Annotated in this window: 12 protein-coding genes; 6 read left to right on the top strand and 6 right to left on the bottom strand. The window is 48.7% G+C overall.

Annotation, left to right across the window (positions count from 1 at the left end; all coding sequences use genetic code 11):
- Genes glk through zwf form a run of 4 tightly spaced genes read right to left on the bottom strand, consistent with a single transcriptional unit; the run spans position 1 to position 5079 of the window.
- Complete coding sequence (glk, locus tag LG288_RS05615; RefSeq protein ID WP_404402864.1) at positions 1-1017, bottom strand: glucokinase; 1017 nt, start codon at positions 1015-1017, stop codon at positions 1-3.
- Positions 1007-2842 (bottom strand): phosphogluconate dehydratase, encoded by a 1836-nt coding sequence (gene edd, locus LG288_RS05610; protein WP_404402862.1) that lies wholly within the window; start codon positions 2840-2842, stop codon positions 1007-1009. The genes glk and edd overlap by 11 nt, the downstream gene beginning before the upstream one ends.
- Positions 2843-2885: 43 nt before the next feature.
- Entirely contained in the window at positions 2886-3581 is a 696-nt protein-coding gene (gene pgl / locus LG288_RS05605) for a 6-phosphogluconolactonase (protein ID WP_404402860.1), read from the bottom strand.
- A gap of 28 nt (positions 3582-3609) precedes the next feature.
- Positions 3610-5079 (bottom strand): glucose-6-phosphate dehydrogenase, encoded by a 1470-nt coding sequence (gene zwf, locus LG288_RS05600; protein ID WP_404402858.1) that lies wholly within the window; start codon positions 5077-5079, stop codon positions 3610-3612.
- A gap of 138 nt (positions 5080-5217) precedes the next feature.
- On the opposite strand from zwf, the gene hexR reads away from it, so the two are divergent.
- The 4 genes from hexR to LG288_RS05580 all read left to right on the top strand — a co-directional run bounded on the left by hexR (position 5218) and on the right by LG288_RS05580 (position 12912).
- Positions 5218-6075 (top strand): transcriptional regulator HexR, encoded by an 858-nt coding sequence (gene hexR / locus LG288_RS05595; protein ID WP_404402856.1) that lies wholly within the window; start codon positions 5218-5220, stop codon positions 6073-6075.
- A gap of 16 nt (positions 6076-6091) precedes the next feature.
- Positions 6092-7108 (top strand): type I glyceraldehyde-3-phosphate dehydrogenase, encoded by a 1017-nt coding sequence (gene gap, locus LG288_RS05590; protein WP_404402854.1) that lies wholly within the window; start codon positions 6092-6094, stop codon positions 7106-7108.
- A 137-nt stretch (positions 7109-7245) separates the two neighbouring features.
- Positions 7246-9888 (top strand): family 16 glycosylhydrolase, encoded by a 2643-nt coding sequence (locus LG288_RS05585; protein ID WP_404402852.1) that lies wholly within the window; start codon positions 7246-7248, stop codon positions 9886-9888.
- A gap of 30 nt (positions 9889-9918) precedes the next feature.
- Complete coding sequence (locus LG288_RS05580) at positions 9919-12912, top strand: TonB-dependent receptor (RefSeq protein WP_404402850.1); 2994 nt, start codon at positions 9919-9921, stop codon at positions 12910-12912.
- An 87-nt stretch (positions 12913-12999) separates the two neighbouring features.
- On the opposite strand, the gene LG288_RS05575 is transcribed toward LG288_RS05580, so the two are convergent.
- Both LG288_RS05575 and LG288_RS05570 read right to left on the bottom strand, forming a co-directional pair.
- A complete protein-coding gene (locus tag LG288_RS05575; protein ID WP_404402848.1) occupies positions 13000-15528 on the bottom strand; it encodes a glycoside hydrolase family 3 protein in 2529 nt (842 codons plus the stop codon).
- Entirely contained in the window at positions 15525-16796 is a 1272-nt protein-coding gene (locus LG288_RS05570) for a sugar MFS transporter (RefSeq protein WP_404402846.1), read from the bottom strand. The genes LG288_RS05575 and LG288_RS05570 overlap by 4 nt, the downstream gene beginning before the upstream one ends.
- Positions 16797-16937: 141 nt before the next feature.
- On the opposite strand from LG288_RS05570, the gene LG288_RS05565 reads away from it, so the two are divergent.
- Together LG288_RS05565 and LG288_RS05560 are read left to right on the top strand one after the other, a co-directional pair.
- Positions 16938-18326 carry a GH1 family beta-glucosidase gene (locus LG288_RS05565; protein WP_404402844.1) on the top strand — a complete coding sequence of 463 codons (1389 nt, stop codon included), beginning with the start codon at positions 16938-16940 and terminating at the stop codon, positions 18324-18326.
- The gene (locus tag LG288_RS05560; protein WP_404402842.1) at positions 18320-19657 is read left to right on the top strand and encodes a glycoside-pentoside-hexuronide (GPH):cation symporter; all 1338 of its coding nucleotides are present in this window, start codon (positions 18320-18322) and stop codon (positions 19655-19657) included. Before LG288_RS05565 ends, LG288_RS05560 begins: the two co-directional genes overlap by 7 nt.
- Positions 19658-19668 lie beyond the last annotated feature (11 nt).

Here is a 19668-nt window from a genome sequence, read left to right as displayed (position 1 = left end):
CTACGCTGTTTGTTTGGCTTGCACGCGATTTTTTAAACGCTGCTTTAGATATTGCGCTACACCACGCATACCCGCATGCTCAGCGGTAATCACATAACAAGGAATGGATTCTGCCAGATTGCAAAAGCGGCCTTTTTGCTCAAATCGCGAGCGGAACTCGGAGGCTGCCATCATTGGCAAGAGTTTTGGCACTACGCCACCGGCGATATAAACGCCGCCCCGGGTATTTAACGTTAAGGCTAAATTACCGGCAAAACTGCCCAGGCTTGCAAAAAACTGCTCAACTGCCTCAACCGCGATTGCATCGCAACCACTCAGGGCGCGCGCACCAATAGTTTTGGCTCGCAGTGGTGGAACTGCCCGATCGTGGTAAGCGGCAATAGCCTGATACAGATTTTCGAGCCCGGGACCCGACAAAATACGTTCTGCCGAAACCCGCCCTTCAAAGCGATGGGATAAGAACTCGTGAATCGCCCATTCTTTCTCGTTAATAGGCGCCCAGTCAGCATGTCCACCTTCGCCGGGCAACGGCATGACATCGCCGTTAGGCAGCGTAACTAAATGCCCGACTCCCAGCCCTGTACCTGCGCCTAATACGGCTTTAGGACCGTCATTTTGCTGAGCACCGCCGCCTATCTTCTTTTGCTCTTTTTTGTCCAGCGTAACCAAGCTCATTGCCGCCGCTGCAAAATCATTAAGCACGATAAAGCTTTTTAGTCCCAGCGCACGTTTCGTTCCTTCGACCGAAAATTGCCAGTGATGATTGGTCATCTGAATTGCATCAAACTCAGCCGGGCAGGCAATAGCAATTGCCACGTGTTCAAGCGGCACATCTTGCTGCTCACGATAGGCAATCATTGCATCGGTCAAATTCAGGTAATCAGCACAGGGGAATACCTGAATCCTATCCAGTTCAAAGGTATCCAGATTGATACGACCAAACCGGGCGTTGGTGCCACCAATGTCGGCAACAACCGCATAGCCGTCGATAACCGGTGTCTGTTCGCTACTCACCATACTCTTTGTCGTCCTTAAATAGTACACAGGCGCCCTGCTCGGCACCGCTAAAACTGGCGCGTAGATTACCAAATAAATCACGGCCCATGCCGAAATGACTTTCGGTTAAATCAATTGGCTGTGGCTCTCGCTGTTTTAGCTCGTCGCTATCAACCAATAGCTCCAGTTCGCCGGTAACAAAATCCAGTTTTACCCTGTCACCGTCCTTGACCTTAGCAATTAAGCCACCATCAACGGCTTCCGGCGTAACGTGTATCGCCGCCGGCACCTTTCCAGATGCCCCGGACATACGACCATCGGTCACCAGTGCGACCTTAAAGCCACGCTTTTGCAGCACACCCAAAGGCGGTGTTAGTTTGTGAAGTTCTGGCATGCCGATAGCTTTGGGACCCTGATACTTCACCACCACAATGCAGTCCTTATTCAAATCGCCGGCCTGAAAAGCAGCATCCAGTTGATTCTGGTCAGTAAACACAACAGCAGGTGCGACAATCGGTTCAATTTCTTCCGGTAACGATGAGGTTTTAATAACCGCACGGCCTAAATTACCACTTAATACTTTTAAGCCACCGTGATCGCTAAAGGGGTTACTTACCGGACGCAGAACGTCTTCATCTAATGAGTCTGCGTTGATTTCTACCCAGCGAATTTTGCCATCGTCGCCAAGTTCGGGTTTTTTAGTGTAAAACTCCAGGCCATGACCGGCTACTGTTTCAACATCATTATGCAGCAGGCCGGCATCACGCAGTTCCCGCGTTAAGAATGCCATACCGCCAGCGCGCTGAAAGTAATTAATATCAGCCTCACCATTTGGATAAACACGCGTAAGCATGGGGGTAACGGCTGAAAGGTCTTCAAAATCAGTCCAGTTAATTTCGTAACCAGCTGCCCGTGCGATCGCTACCAGATGCATCGTATGATTGGTTGAACCACCGGTTGCCAGTAAGCCAATAATGCCGTTAACCAGACTTTTGGCGGTAACAATTTCGCTAATTGGCCGATAGTCAGTTCCCAAATCGGTGATCCGGGTAATTTGCTGAGCAGCGGCACGGGTTAAGGCCTCACGCAGCTCGGTGCCGGGGTTAACAAAAGACGACCCGGGCAGGTGCAGACCCATGAGTTCGACCACCAGCTGATTTGAGTTAGCAGTGCCATAAAAAGTGCATGTTCCAGCCGTGTGGTACGATGCAGCTTCGGCATCGAGCAGCTCTGATTTGCCTACTTTACCTTCAGCATAGAGCTCGCGAATGCGTGCCTTTTCTTTATTAGGAATACCCGATGGCATCGGTCCTGCCGGAACAAAAATAAAGGGCAAATGACCAAAGCTTAGCGCTGAAATAAGTAAGCCCGGGACGATTTTATCGCAAATTCCCAGCATCAGACCGCCGTCGAACATATTGTGCGAAAGGCTGACGGCACTTGCCATAGCTATGACATCACGGCTTAGCAGGCTTAGATCCATTCCGGGTTGGCCCTGGGTGACGCCGTCACACATGGCAGGTACCCCACCGGCAACCTGAGCAACACTGCCAACCTCATGAATTGCCCGCTTAATTTTATCCGGGTAGTCATGGTAGGGCTGGTGAGCGGATAACATATCATTATAAGCAGTGACGATACCGATATTGGCTTTTGTCAGGCTGCGCAACTGCTGCTTGTCATTCTGACCACAGGCTGCAAAACCATGGGCCAGGTTGCCACATGATAAGGCACCACGATGGGGGCCTTTTTTACGTGCTTTCGCCATGCGGGCCAAATAATCTTTGCGACTCGCGCAACTGCGCTGTTCGATACGTTCAGTAACGGCGGCTACGGTTGGGTTCATAGAAAACTCCTTTCTGCCAATTTATACCTGCACCACAAAGGCGCTAGGCGGCATAGTAAACTTCGGTGGGTACGCACTGCTGCTGCAAAAACGCACCAATAGGCAAAGTCGTTTCGCCTTGTGATTCTACTTCTTTAAACACTTTCAGCTTATTTTCGCCACAAAAGTGGAAGTACAAATTGCGGCTATTCAGAAGTCGTGACTTCGTTAAACTGACACGGGCATAAGGCGCTTTAGCGGGATGTGTGGCTATCACTGCTTCTTTACCTTGCAAGCCCTGCTCCAGCTCAGCGCAGTCGGGAAATAAAGATGCCGTGTGTCCATCGTCGCCCATCCCCAGGACAACCACGTCAAATGTGGGCAACGCGTTAAGTTGTGATGACAACACCAGAGCTGCGTTAGCGGCTTTTTCATGACCGGTAAATAAACTGATATAACTTGCTTTTCCTGCATTATTCTTCAGTAATAACGTCTTAACTAACTTATCGTTGCTATCACTGGAGTCAGGTAACACCCAACGTTCATCGGCCAGCAAAATGGTAACCTTTGCCCAGTCAAGATCTATCCGCGATAGTTTTTCAAACAGGGGTTTGGGTGTATTTCCACCCGACACGACCAAATACGCCCGACCGCGTTGCTGAATAGCCTGGCGAAGCCGGGTCGCGATTTGTTCGCTGAATACCTGCGAGAGTTCCTCATTACTGACAAAGGTTTTCACTGATTTGTGCTCGTAGTTCATTATTTGATCCTGATTATATTTTTACTAACTACTCGTCCCACTCACGACCGTCTTGCGCTAATAAGGTAACGGCTGCCAACGGCCCCCAGCTTCCGGCGGGGTATAACTTTGGTGATTCATCCGTTACTTCCCAGGCAGCAAGAATGCCATCGATCCATTGCCACGCATGTTCAACTTCCAGCCGGTGTACGAATAAATATTGATTGCCGTGCATCACTTCCAGCAGCAGGCGTTCATAAGCATCCGCAATACGCTTTTTCTTAAAGGTTTGGTCGAAACTTAAATCTAGGGTTGTAGCTTTTAGCTGCATACGCTTACCTAAGCCCGGAATTTTATTAATCATTTCCACTTCGACACCCTCGTCTGGTTGCAGCCGGATAACGAGTTTGTTGGGTGATAGATCAGGTAGTGTTTCGTGAAAAATATTGTGCGGTTGTTTTTTAAAGGTAATTACAACTTCAGTTCGTTTTTGCGGCATCCGTTTTCCGGTTCGCAGATAAAAAGGCACGCCGGACCAACGCCAGTTGTCGATATAAGCCTTTAATGCGACAAAGGTTTCGGTCGAGCTGTTTTCTTTAGCACCCTCTTCATCTAGGTACCCCGGCACCTTTTTGTCGGCTGCAAAACCTTTATCGTACTGACCACGCACCGTCATTTGCTGGCTGTTACCGGCGGTAATAGGCCGCAGTGCTTTTAATACCTTAAGTTTTTCATCACGGATGCTCTCGGCATCAAGGCGCGAGGGAGGCTCCATAGCGATTAAGGACAACACCTGCAGCAAGTGATTTTGTACCATATCACGCAACTGTCCGGCATCATCGTAATAACCCCAGCGCCCTTCCACACCGACCTGTTCGGCAGCAGTTATTTGAATGTGATCAATTGCATGATGATCCCAGTTATTCGAGAACAGTGAATTAGCAAAACGCAGGGCCAACAGATTCAGTACCGTTTCTTTGCCTAAATAATGATCGATTCGGTAGATCTGCGTTTCATTAAAGAAACGACCGACGTTTTCATTAATAACCTGTGATGACGTTAAATCATGCCCAATTGGCTTTTCAATAATGACACGGGCCGGTTCGTCGGTTAGGTCAACCCTGCTCAAACCTTCGCAAATTTCGGAGAATAACGACGGCGGCGTTGCCAGGTAATAAATTTTTTGCCGGTTATTATCGCCCAGTTTTTGCTGCAGTAACTGATAATCGCCAGTCTGTGAAAAGTCCATAGCCACGTACTGAAAGCGCTTACAAAACTGCTCCAGAGAAACTGTGTCACGGGCCGCTGCAGGCACAAACTCTTCGATAATAGAATTAACAATAGCACCAATATCAGCATCGCAGAGTTGTTCTCTGGCGGCTCCCAGTAAACGCGTTTCGTCAGCGAGCAAACCCATGCGTTCCAGTTGATATAACGCAGGGATCAGTTTTCTGCGGGACAAGTCCCCTAATGCCCCGAAAAGCACGATGTCACAACAACTTGGGCAATCTTTTCGCATGTTATTTCCCACTGAGTTCACTTTGATTTTGTAATTTTACTACAATTATATTCACACTTTAGCAACTTTCAGGTTAGTATGGCAAACATTAGTGTAATTTAATTACAAAAGCACGGGTGTTATCCAGGAGTTTCTGTAGTGAATATAGTGCAAACGGTAAAGGCGCGTCTTCCTGACCTCAGTAAAAATGAATACAAAGTGGCACAGCAAGTATTGCAGGCCCCCGAAGCCGCGATCCATCACACGACGGCTAGCCTTGCCAAAATCGCTGACGTCAGCGAACCGACTATCAACCGCTTTTGTCGTCGTATTGGTTGCAAAGGATTTCCTGACTTTAAATTGCAGTTAGCACAACAACTGGCTGTAGGATCATCCTATGTAAGTTCACAAATTAATGATGAGGATAGTATAACCCAGGCAGCAGACAAAGTTTTTGCCTCGACGCTGTCGGCCTTATCAAAGGCTCAGGAACAGCTCGATTACGAAGCGATTGAACAGACGATAGCTTACTTGTCTAAAGCACGAAAAATTGCTTTCTTCGGATTTGGAGCGTCCGCCTCAGTTGCCCATGATGCACAAAATAAATTTGCCCGTTTCACTACGCCGGCAATTTTTTCTGATGACTTGTTAGTGCAAAAGGTTACCGCACTCAATAGCTTACCAGCAGACGTCATTATCTTATTCAGCCACACGGGCCGAACTAAAGCCTTGTGTGAAATTGCCCAGCTGGCATTCGAGCACGAAGCCACGGTTATTGGCATTACCGCACAAGACAGCCCGCTCGCCGAGTTTTGTCATGTGGTTGTGAGTACCGAAGTACCGGAGGATACCGATCAATATCTTCCCATGTCATCTCGCATTGCTCAAATGGTACTCATTGACGCCATCGTCGCTGGCTTTGCTCTTGCCCAGGGCGAAGTCGCAAAACAACAGCTCGCAAGGGTTAAAGCGGGGCTAAAAGATTCTCGTTATCCAATCACTAAAAACACGCAGTAATAATACAGGGGGAAGTATGTCTATAAATATCGCTATTAATGGTTTTGGACGGATTGGTAAAAACATTGTCAGAGCGATAGTTGAAAGCCAACGTGACAGCCAATTTAAGATAGTCGCGATTAATGACCTTGGCACACCGGAAACGCTCGCACATTTACTAAAGTTTGACACCGTACATGGTCAGTTCAACGCCCGGGTTCATGCTGATCATAATGCGATTTATATCAATGACAGAAAAATAAAAGTTTATGCCGAGCGGGATCCTAAGAACTTACCCTGGCAGTCACTTGATGTAGACGTGGTGATGGAATGCACCGGCCTATTTACAAATCGTGAGGGTGCTCGGCAACACCTGACTGCCGGCGCTAAAAAAGTTATTATTTCGGCGCCGGCCAACGATGTTGACGGCTTGTTTGTCTTCGGTGTTAATCACCAGGACATGAGCGCTGATATGAACATCATTTCTAATGCCTCATGCACGACTAATTGCCTGGCACCTATTGCGCAGCCGCTTAATGACGCACTGGGTATCGAAAGTGCTTTAATGACTACTGTTCACTCATATACTAACGATCAATGTTTGTTGGACGCTTATCACGACGACTTGCAACGGGCTCGCGCTGCAGCTCAGTCAATGATCCCATCAAAAACGGGCGCTGCTGCCGCCATTGGCAAAGTAATCCCGGAACTGGCCGGTAAATTTGATGGTTTAGCCGTGCGTGTGCCGACGCCCAACGTATCGTTAGTGGATTTAAATTTTATCGCCGGCCGCGAAACTACGGTTGAGAATGTCAACGAAATTATACAAAAAGCGGCGAAAAAGTTACCGTTAAGTCAGGTGCTCGAAGTTAATGAATTGCCGCTAGTGTCGAGTGACTTCAATCACAATCCTGCATCAAGTGTGTTCGATACCCAGCAAACACGCGTCAATGGCCGCTTAGTTAAGGTTATGGCCTGGTACGACAATGAGTGGGGATTCAGCAACCGGATGCTGGATAACGCAGAGTATTTGATATCTTTAACCAAATCTTAATTAGCTGCATTTTTAGTGTAATAATTTGTGTGGATTGATTGATCATGTTAATTTCTTGTTTTATTTTATGAAAGCGCTTACATTAAACCGTGTCATAAAGTACATAACAACAAGAATCTCTAACCAGGAATTCAGTCATGAAGCCAACAAATTTAACACTCACACCACTAGCGCTAGCGTTTGTCGCGCTTGGCCTCGCTGGTTGCGGTGGTGACAGTGTCGAAACCAACACCGATTATACCCAAGTCGATACCACCGAACCGGTAAGCGACTGGGAGCTTGTCTGGAGCGATGATTTTGAAGGCAGTAGCATCGATGACAGTAAATGGACCTTTGAAGTTAACTGCCAGGGTGGCGGTAATAATGAACAACAATGCTATACTGACTCGTCGGACAATGCGTTTGTTTCGGATGGCACCCTAAAAATTGTTGCGCTGCCAGCTGGAGAAGATGCTGAAGGCAACCTGCCCTACACTTCTGCCCGCCTGAACAGCAAAAACAAAGGCGATTTTAAATATGGTCGCATCGAAGTTAGCGCAAAATTGCCCGAAGGCCAAGGCTCCTGGCCAGCTGTCTGGATGATGCCCACCGATGCAGTTTATGGCGGCTGGCCTAAATCAGGCGAAATTGACATTGTAGAAGCCGTTAACCTGAAAACCTTAGACGAAGAAGGCAACGCCGAAAGAAATGTCCACGGTACGCTGCATTACGGTCGCGACTGGCCCAATAATTCCTCCTCGGGAAAAGCTTATCAATTACCTGAGGGCGAAAATCCGGCTGATGGCTTCCATACTTATGCAATCGAATGGCAGGAAGGCGAAATTCGCTGGTATGTTGATGGTTACCTTTACCAAACTCAGCGCGACTCTCAAGTTCGTTACAACAGCAAAGGTGAAGCTATTGGCCTTAATCATCAGGGCTGGTTTACCGAATACTATGACCAATCGACCGGTGAACTGACCGTAGATTATGGCCCCGCGCCTTTTGACCAGCAGTTTCATCTAATTATGAATTTAGCGGTTGGTGGTGACTGGCCGGAAAATGTCAACAATCTGGGTATAGATGAAAGCGCTTTCGCTGAAGGCCAAACGCTCGAAATTGATTACATTAACGTTTACCAGTGTAACCAAAACCCGGATACGGGTAAGGGCTGCGAAACTATTCGGGCCGGTTATGATGACGAAGAAACCCTTGTTAGCGGCGAAGCGCCAATCCCCTCGCTGCCCTCCACTACCGTCGAAAACCTGACAATTTTTGATGGAACACCAAACCCAAACTGGCCAGCCTGGGATTGCTGTGGTGGCTCAACGCCTCAACTCATTGATGATCCTGAAAAAGGTCAGGTCTATCAGTTTGTTGTCAATGATACGCCAACAGTCAACGGTTTTATTTCTCGTGAAGAGTTTATTACCGCTGAAGATGGTCAGCCACAACCTTTTGATGCGACCGGGATGATTGAATCCGGCTCAGTCACTTTTGATCTTAAGTTAACTTCTGCACCGAGTGATTCCGATGCAGGCTGGTTGTTTAAAATAGAGAGCAATCAAGGTGCCACCTTCGCCGAGTTGCCATTGAATGCAAGCGCCGAAGGCGTTTCGCCATCGGTAGGTGAGTGGCAAAGCTACACCTATCCGTTACAGCAATTGGTCGATGCCGGTTTAGAACCTTCAGCAATTGACGCCTTTATGGTGTTTCCTTCCTGGGGTTTAGGTGCCGGTGCTGAATACTCGCTGACCAATGTAGAAATCACTTCGCCGGAAGCTGAAGCACCGCAGCTAGTCTTGTTTGACGACCAGCAAAATCCCGATTGGCCTCTTTGGGACTGTTGCGGCGGTACCACGCCACAAGAGGTTGTCGATGAACAGCGCGGAGTGGTTGGTGAGTTCGAAATTGGTGCAACTCCAACGGTTGTTGGTTTTAAACCAGCAGACGGTTCCGGCATTCAATTTGATGCGTCAGCACTGATGGTAGAAGGCGTCATTCAGTTTGACATGAAAGTTGTCTCAAGCCCTGCTGACCCTGACTCAGTGTGGAAATTTAAAGTCGAAGCTAATGGCGCAGAAACGGCAGTCGAAGTGGATTTAGCGACCGGTAATGGCGGCCAGGCTCCGGTAACGGGCGAGTGGCAAACCTATACCTTCCCGCTACAGCAACTGGCTGACGCGGGTCTGGACTTGTCAGCCATAGACGTGATCATGATGTTCCCTGCCTGGGATACTGGCGAAGGTGCCGTATTCCGTGTTGATGAAGCCCGCATTTATGACCCAAGCGCTGGTTCAGACGAAATCACGATTTTCGAAGAGCAACTCAATGCTGACTGGTCTCTCTGGGACTGTTGTGCAGGCTCAACACCACAAATTGTTGAAGTGGAAGCGCCCTATAATAATGTCGCACAGTTCGAGATCCTGGGCTCACCAGAAACAGTATTAGGTTTCCTGGCTAACGAAGGAGCTACTTTTGATGCTTCATCACTGTTAGCTAACGGCGCTGTCAGCTTTGATATGCGAGTGGTCGATCAGCCCAGTGGCGCCGATGCTCAGTGGCTGATAAAAATTGAGTCGTCCGGTGCCACAACTGCTGTAGAAGTGCCGCTGTCGACTGGCAATTACGGCGAAGAACCAGTTGCCGGCGAGTGGGCAACCTATAACTTTACTCTGCAGTCGTTATTTGATGCAGGTCTCGACATCAGTGACATCAACGTCATTATGGTGTTTCCGACCTGGGGCCAATCATCTGGTGCGGTTTATCAAATTGATAATCTACGTATCGAAAACTTTTAATCAGTACGACAAACAGAAATGGATAAGATAATGAAAAAACCACTTATGTTTAGCAAAAGCCCCGTTGCGGCAGCCGTCTCAGTCGTATTGAGTGCCGGCCTGATATTTCCGACTTTTGCACAACAGCAAGACGCAGAGTCAGCAGAAAACGTGCAGGCCGAGCAACAACTGCAGGAGCGAGAGCAAAACGCAATGGAAGTCATTAACGTGCAGGGTATTCGCGGCAGTTTGTCGCGTTCTACTGCATTCAAGCGCCAATCCTCTGGCGTAGTTGATGGTATCTCCGCCGAAGAAATGGGCAAATTCCCTGATACTAACCTAGCCGAATCACTGCAACGAATTACTGGTGTATCGATTAGCCGAAGCGATGGTGAAGGTAGCCAAATAACGGTACGGGGTTTTGGCCCTGAATTTAACCTAGTGACATTAAACGGGCGGCAAATGCCTTCAACCGGCTTCTCGCGCTCGTATAATATGGAAGCATTATCGTCAGAAAACGTGACCGCGCTGGAAGTTTATAAAACTGCCCGGGCGGCAATGCCCAGTGGTGGCTTAGGCGCTACTGTTAATATCGTTACTACACGGCCTTTTCAAACGTCCGAACGCCAGTTCGTGATTTCCGGTAAAGCCATGCACGACAGTTCGGTTGATACCGGCGACTCAGTAACCCCTGAAATTGCAGCGCTTTACAGTGATACCTTTGCAGATGACATGTTTGGTGTGGCCGTGTCTGTATCTCAGCACCGCCGCGACTTCCAGCAACAATATGCTAATATCCAGGGTTGGCAGGCAAATGTCGGTTTACCTGAGCTGGACGAAGGCGAGTTTACTGACCCCCGAGCGGTAGGTGAAGACGGAGAGCGAATTGGTAATCACTTCTTTCCAAAAGATATGAACTACGGCTTTACCGATGTTCAGAATGAACGCACCAACGGTCAGGTTACCCTGCAGTTTGCACCAACTGATACCATGGTGCTTACCGCAGATTATACCGGCTCACGGCGTACCTCGGGCCGGGTTGGTTATGGCTGGGGTATCTGGAATGAGTTCGGTGGTAACATCAACTCTTACATTCTGGATGAAAATGGCACCGCAGTGTATGCCGACATTGCCGGCAATGATGCCTCATTTACCGCCAACTGGGATACCACTGAAATTGAAGCAGACTCGATTGGCTTGAATTTAAGCTGGGATCTAACCCCTGATCTTAACCTGATGGTTGATGTCCACGATTCCAGTAACAAGATTGATAATGGTGCGGACGAAGGTATTCACTCAACGGGTCAGATTATTTTAGGCTCAGACCAGCTTCGTACCAAAATATACGACTATCGGGACGGTGAAATCCCTCAGGCCAGTGTGCTTTGGAATAATGGTTCCACTGTGCTTGGGCGCAGCGAAATTGACTCTAATTTCAGCCAGTTCCTGCGTAACCCGGGCGAGTCGAATATCGAGCAATATCAAGTTGAAGCCAGCTGGTATAACTCGGTATTTAATCTGCCCCTGACTAAAGTTACCGGTGGCGTAACCCGCACTGAACAAGACATGAATGGCTATAACGCCTGGAGTGGTTTACGCGGCGGCCCGGGGTTCAACCCAAGCTTTACTGAAATATTTCCCGACGGGATGTTTGTGTATAACACCACAGAGGGTTTCTTAGATGAGTTTGCCGGTGGCGGTACAGCTCTGGCACAAAACTATTACTACACCTATGATATCGAAGAAGCGTTGGCACGCCAGGAAGCTTTTTTAACCGAAGAGCTTATGGGAGCAGATGAATTTTATGTCGGTATCCGGCCAGGCGATATTACCGGCCGCAATACCGTGCTGGAAGAAACAGACGCTGCCTTCATTCAGTCAGAATGGGAGTTTGACGTTGCCGGATTCTTCACTCAGGTTAACTTTGGCGTGCGTTATGAACAAACCGACGTCACCAGTGTTGTTCGTCAGCGTGTTGAACAACAAGTTAACTGGGTCAGCGCTTCTGAGTGGATCATGCAATACGAAGGTGGCGGCGAATCCAACTTCTTGACCCAAACCGGTGAGCACGATGTATTCTTGCCGATGTTAGACGTTAAAGTTGATTTAACAGACGACCTGGTCGCCCGTTTCTCGACCGGTAAAACCATTGCACGAGCTCCTCTGGGCGCGTTAGCTGGTGGCCGCAGTTTGAGCGGCAGCCCGAAACCAGGCGCCCGTACAGGCAGCAGCGGTAACCCTAACCTGCTACCGTTTGAGTCTACAAATCTCGATCTGTCACTGGAATATTATTATGGTGAAGGCAGTTACGCGTCCGTGGGTTACTTTAGCAAAGACGTGGATAACTTCATCCAGAACACCATTACCGAAACAACTATTGACGGTATCCGCGATATCTTTCAGGGTCCACGCTATCAACAGGCAATTGCCGATATCGAAGCACGCGATGAGCAGGCGACCTCGACTGCCATCTTCGAACAGATGTTGGCAAACGGCCACGGTAATGGCGATGGTGCTATCGAACCCAGTGCCGATGACCCTTTGATGGTATGGAACATCAGCCAGCCAAGTAATACCGACGAGAAGTCAGTGGATGGCTTTGAGATTGCGGTGCAGCATCTGTTTGGTCAGTCAGGCTTTGGCACAGCAGCGAATGCAACAATTGTCGATGGCGATACCAGCTTTGATGTTGATAGCTTAGATCAACAGTCACCGCTGGTCGGCTTAAGTGATTCGGCTAACCTGCAACTGTTTTATGAGAAGCACGGCTGGTCAGTGCGCGCAACATACGCCTGGCGTGACAGCTATCTGCTGGGAGTGGGTCAGGCGCAGGGTTCTTCTGATGCACCGCCCCAGTTTGCACGCTCATTTGGTCAATGGGACCTCAGCGTTAACTATGATGTAACCGAAAAGCTAACGGTGTTCTTTGAAGGCATCAACCTGAATAACGAAACCGAAGAAGGCTATGGCCGTTACGAAGAGCAATTCCTGTTTGCCCGTCAATACGGACCACGTTACGCCCTCGGTGCGCGTTATACCTTTTAATTAAAGCTTGAATTATCCTTCCCCGGGATAGTAAAAAAGCTCCGATGTCTGGTCATCGGAGCTTTTTTTATACGCGGCAAATGCTAATTAATCCAGACAGAGACTTTGCGTATCTTCCGCTTTTTCAGCAATCAGTCGAATATCACGAATGCTAAACGTCAGTGGCGCCGCATGAGCAAGGCTGAATACTTCACCGACTGCTGAAGTGTTCAAACCGGCTTGCTGCAAACATTGCAATGACAACGATAGAGTTTGCCACTCGCCCACTTCCGCCTGCTGTAATTGCGGCTGAATATCGACCTTTACCTGGCAGTCACCTGATAAGCAGTTCATCTGTAGGTAAAGCGGCTGCTTTGGAATCCGATCAACTTTATAGGACAAGTTCAGTACCCCACTGTCACCGGCAAAAGCCCTCAAATCTCGACTGAACGGGCTAATAAAACTGAACCCTGCGGTGTCACTGTCCGCAAAGATAAATTCACGTGCATCTTCCTGAACCTGGTCATCAAAAGTTGAGCTACGCAGGCCATCGATCGCCTGCACACTGCTGGTTACCTCGATGCGCTGCTGCTCATTAAAAATCTGTAACTGCCAGGGGCTTTGTGGGCCACGATCGAAGATAGGCATATCGGCCAACATCTCTTGATCGGAAAAATGCGTGGGCAGTTGGTCCGCTAGCGTACTTTGTTCACCATAACTTAAGCCAAAGCCTAACTTTAAAAGCGGAGCGTAACTGTCCTGATCGGAATTAAGGCGACCTTGGGCAGGGTTAGCAGGCCAGGAGAAAGGCAATTTCCCGGTCATCGGATAACGGGGTTTACCTGTCTCATCGGCAATAATGACATCAGCTACGCCCTGCCCCTCTGAACCGGGTAACCAGGCCGCCACAAACGCATCGGAAGCATTCAGCTCAGGATTTACATACATTGGTCGGCCACTAATAAAAACAGACACCACCGGTATGCCTTGCGCCTGTAATTTTTCAAGCAACTGCTGATCAACCGGATTATTACGTTGATAATCAACATTATTTATATCGCCGTTGCCCTCAGCATAAGGTGTTTCGCCGTACACGACGACAGCAACATCCGGCTTTTGCTTATAGGCGCCATCGACAGCTAATTCAACATCGCCGCCCAGCTCGGTTACTGCATCGGCTATCCCCTGGAAAATCGAGGTTCCGCCCGGAAAGTCTGCATTGGTGTTGCCAGTACCCTGCCAGCTAATCGTCCAGCCACCTGACTGTTGACCGATATTATCGGCAGCCGCACCGGCCACCAGTATTTGCTGGTTTGGGTTTAACGGCAGCAGGCCATCGTTATTCTTAAGCATAACCAGGGATTCCCGAACCGCCTGGCGAGCCACTTCGCGATGCTCATCAGCTCCAATTAACTCAGTTTTTCCGGACAGGGGACGCTCAGCGGGGCTGGGTTTATCGAATAAATCGGCACGCATTTTAACGCGCAATATACGGCGCACCGCATCGTTTATACGCTCCATGGGGATGATACCATCGCGGGCCTGAGCAATGAGATTTTCGTACAAAGGCTTCCAGGCGTCAGTTGGCACCATGTACATATCCAACCCGGCGTTCGCAGCCTGGGGACAATTGGCGTTGGTACAGCCCTGAATTTGGCCATGGCCATTCCAGTCTCCTACCACAAAACCGTCAAAACCCATTTTCTGCTTCAGTACATCAGTCAGCAGATATTCGTCACCGTGGATCTTTTTACCATTCCAGCTGTTAAAACTGGCCATGACAGTCTGCGCTCCGGCTTGCAGCCCACCCACGTAGCCCTGGGCATGATAATCAAACAGCTGCTGTTCACCGATTTCAGCATTGCCCTGGTCAATGCCCGCAGTTGTTGCGCCATCGCCGATAAAATGTTTGACAGTACTTATCACATGACGCTCATCAAGGAAATTCTTTGCCACGTCCCCTTGCAATCCTTCGACAATAGCTGCTGCATAATCATGCACAATTTGTGGATTTTCCGAATAACTCTCGTAGGTACGGCCCCAGCGCACATCACGGGCAACCGCAACCGTCGGTGCAAAAACCCAGTCAATTCCCGTTACCATGACTTCCGTTGCGGTAACACCGGCGATGTCTTTTATCAGTTGAGGATTATTGGCAGCACCTAAACCGATATTGTGCGGAAAAATTGTCGCGCCCAGTACATTGTTGTGGCCATGCACCGCGTCAGTCCCCCACATTGTCGGTATATTGATGCCGTCAATGCTGTCATCAACAGAGGCCTGATAAAAGGATTCTGCCAGCGCTATCCAGTCCTGCGGAGTTGCGTACTTATCATTATTTGGAAAGGCTCCCCCACCATTAAGGTACGAACCAAAACCGTACTTACGCATATCTTCTACGGTAATATCACGAATCTCCGGCTGGATCATCTGAGCGACTTTTTGCTCCAGCGTCATCTTCGCCAGTAACTCGTCAATGCGTTGCTCCATTGCGGGCTTTTGCTTAACCGGCAGATCAAGCTCAGGCCAAATGTCATTGTTTATCGGCCCTGTATGATTTTCATTGACTGACTGTGAGCAACCAACGGCTGCGGATAGAGCAAGGGCTATAGCAGTTGTTAGATAAGCGCGTTTCATGACTTGGCCTCCTGTGCCTGCGCAACGGAATGAAATGCCCGTGGTTTGTAACCATGAAAACCATAAAAGGCAATATAGACATAACAAAGCAGCGGCAGCACAAAGGCAAACTGCACGCTGGTGGCGTCAGCAAGAGCGCCTTGCAACAAGGGTACAATGGCACCGCCGACAATCGCCAGGCACAAGATACCGGAACCCTGACTGGTGCTCTCCTTCAGATTTTGTAAAGCCAGGCTGAAAATGGTCGGGAACATAATCGAATTACACAGACCAACAAACAACAATGACCACATCGCCAATGCCCCACTGCTATTGATGGTGGTGGCCACTAAAATAACGGCAACTGTAGCGTTAAACAGCAACACTTTATTACCGGCAAACTTCTGCATCACGGCAGCACCGATAAAACGCCCCACCATCGCACCACCGAAGTACCATGAGATATAATGCGAAGCCTGAGCTGTAGACATATTACCGATATCCGACTGAGATAAGTAAATGGCCAGAAAGCTACCAATACCGACTTCCGCCCCGACATAGACAAAAATGCCAACAGCACCTAATACTAAATGACGCTGTCCCCAGGCACCGCCTTTGGTCGGCAGGGGTGCAGCAGCATCAACTCTGCCCATGTCAGGTAGTTTCAGCTTAACAAAGACTAGCGCCATCAGTACCAATGTGGCGGCAAGAATAAAATAAGGCGTAGAGACAGTATCTTTGCTTACGCCACTGACCTCGGGGTCAGCCACACCGCCAAAAATTAGCCAGGCACCAAAAAATGGCGCAACCGTCGTTCCCAGAGAGTTAAAAGCCTGGGTCATGGTTAAACGGCTGGACGAGGTTTGCTCGGGACCTAAACGCGTCACATAAGGATTTGCTGCCACCTGTAAAATCGTTACCCCAGAGGCCAGAATAAATAGCGCCAGCAAGAACAAACCGTAAATCTCGAGCATCGCGGCCGGATAAAACAGCACACAACCAGCACCGGCAATTAACAAGCCAGTGACAATGCCCATTTTATAACCAATCTTGCCGACCATCAGCCCGGCGGGGATAGAGACAATAAAGTAGGCGCCGAAAAAGCAGAACTGTATTAACATTGACTGCGTGTAGTTAAGGTCAAACAGTAAGCGAAGATAGGGGATCAGAATGTCGTTCAGGCAAGTAATAAAGCCCCAGATAAAAAATAGCGAAGTTAGTGCGGTTAATGCAAAACGGTAATTGGTATCACCTCCGCCCACTAGCGCCGAGGATTGCGGCGTTGTCATAATTCCCTCTCGTCTTATTTTATTTTTTTGACGATGGCACAGAGACCATCTAGTATGATGTAAGCGCTTTCATTTATAACATAGTTTATACGTTTAGCAATCAAAAACCACCCTTTTAACGGCGATTTCGTTAGGTAAAAAATGACAAAACTACAATTAAACAAAAACTCCGGATTGCTATCACCTGACTTTATTTTCGGCGTTGCAACCTCCTCGTTTCAAATAGAGGGTGATCGTAACGGACGAGCTACTTGCATATGGGACACATTCTGCCGTCAAAACGATAGAATAAAGGATGCCAGCAACGGTGATAGCGCCTGTGAGCATGTAAAATACTGGCGACAGGATGTCGAAATTATCGCCAGCTTAGGAGTCGATGCATACCGCTTATCGATTGCCTGGGGCCGCGTAATGAATGCTGATGGTTCGGTTAATCAGGCAGGCCTTAACTTTTACAGCCGGTTGATCGATGCGCTGCTCGAGCGTGGCATAAAAACACACGTAACCCTTTATCACTGGGACCTGCCACAGTTTGAAGAGGATCAGGGTGGCTGGCTAAATCGAGACACTGCATATCGATTTGCTGATTATGCAGAAGTTGTTGTTGGTGCACTCGGTAACAAGGTAGAAAGTTATTCCACTATCAACGAGCCATTTTGTAGTGCCTACTTAAGTTATGAGGCAGGTATTCATGCTCCGGGGCCGTATCCGGTTAGTCACGACTCTGGTAACCGACGCAAAAACGGCCGCCAGGCGGCACATCATTTATTATTGGCTCATGCGTTAGCATTACCGCGCATGCGCAAACTGGCACCAGCCTCAGAGCATGGCATTGTTCTGAATTTTAGTCCCTGCCATGCAGCTTCAGATTCTATGGCGGACCGAACCGCTGCTGAAACCGCACATGCTTATCACAACCTTTGGTATCTGCAGCCGTTGTTACAGGGCCGTTATCCAGAGTTGCTCAAACAACTTAGCGACAATGAGCAGCCGGACATTGAAGACGGCGACCTTGAACTGATGCAACAGCCCCTCGACTTTCTGGGGGTAAATTATTATACCCGCACCACCTTTAGGGAAACCCCTGATGGTTGGTTTAAAGATGTACCGGCCCAAGGCGACAATCTGACTACTATGGGCTGGGAGGTTTACCCTCAAGGCTTGACAGAAATTCTGACTCAGCTTAAAAAGACCTATCCGACCTTGCCCCCCGTTTACATTACCGAAAACGGTGTGGCTTATGACGACGTTGTTTGTCACAACAAAATTAATGACGACAATCGGATCGATTTCTTTCAGCAACATCTTAACGCTGTTGAGGACTGTATTAATGCCGGTATTGATATAAAAGGCTATTATATCTGGAGCTTAATGGATAACTTTGAATGGGCTGAAGGCTATACTCAACGTTTTGGTATTGTCCACATTGACTTTGACAGTGGTCAGCGACGATTAAAGGAAAGCGCAAAAGCATGGCAGCAATTTTTACATTCCCGGCCCATGATAAAGGTACCGGCTGAATCATGTTAAGCCGTCGCGAAAAAGTCGCGTACGGACTCGGCGACACCGCCAGTAACATCATTTTCCAGACGGTTATGCTGTTTCTGGCTTTTTTTTATACCGACATTTTTGGTATTCCGGCGGCGGTAGTCGGCACAATGTTCCTGGTCGTTCGCTTAGTCGATGCGATTACGGACCCATTAATGGGACTGATCACCGATAAGACGCGCTCCCGTCACGGCCAGTTCAGGCCTTATCTCATCTGGATGGCTCTGCCCTTCGCTCTTTGTAGCGTACTGGCATTTACAACTCCCGATATCAGCACACAAAGTAAAATCATCTATGCCTATATTACCTACTGCCTACTGATGCTGGCCTATACCGCCATAAACATTCCCTACTCAGCGTTAGGCGGTGTGCTTACGGATGACCCTTTGGAACGGGTCTCAGTTCAATCGTATCGTTTCGTTTTTGGGATGCTTGGCGGGCTTCTGGTGACCACTACCACGCTACCGCTGGTGGAAAAGCTGGGCGGAGGTGACAGCGCTATCGGTTATCAACTAACCATTGCGGTACTCAGTATTCTGGGTGTTTTACTGTTTATGTTGTGCTTTTTGGGTACGCGAGAACGCTTAAAAGCGCAGCAGACCCGCAATATGAGTTTAACAGACGGACTTAAAATGCTGTGGAAAAACCCACAGTGGCGACGGCTGTCGCTGGCCGCCGCGCTCGTTCTAACCGGTATTGCCCTTAAAAACACCCTGGCAATTTATTACGTCAAATATTATTTGCTACGCGCAGATATGGTCACACTGTTTATCAGTATTGGTATGGTCGGCAATATCCTCGGCTGCGCGATAGCACAGTACGTCACACGCTACATTGATAAGGTAACTGCCTATATCAGCGTACAGATAATTGCCGCTATTGTCTGCGCTGCCGCCTTTTGGGTACCTGCCGAAAATTTTATTTTGGCGACGGTATTGTACTTTTTCTGGGGTTTCTTTTTGCAAATGGGTACACCCATGTTGTGGGCTAAAATGGCCGACGTTGTTGACTTCGGCTTTTTTAAATTTGGAGTGCGCGCCACCGGCATGGTGTACTCCTCAATTATCTTCTTTATCAAACTGGGCTTAGCCCTTGGCGGCGCTATAGCAGGCTGGTGGCTGGCGTTTTATGATTATGTACCGGCCCAATTGCAAACAGCAAATACCCAACACGGCATTTTAATTGCCTTTGCACTGCTGCCGGCGCTGGCATCACTGCTTGTAGCCGCAGTCATGCGTGGGTACACTTTAACTCAGCCACGAGTGCAGGAAATCAACCGGGTACTGGAACAGCAATCAGTATCCAGTCAGTAACAGGAGTGTAA

Origin of the sequence: Idiomarina seosinensis, from assembly GCF_044797955.1 — a bacterium.
Classification (GTDB): Bacteria; Pseudomonadota; Gammaproteobacteria; order Enterobacterales; family Alteromonadaceae; genus Idiomarina; species Idiomarina seosinensis_A.
This window is presented reverse-complemented; position numbering and strand designations above follow the sequence as displayed.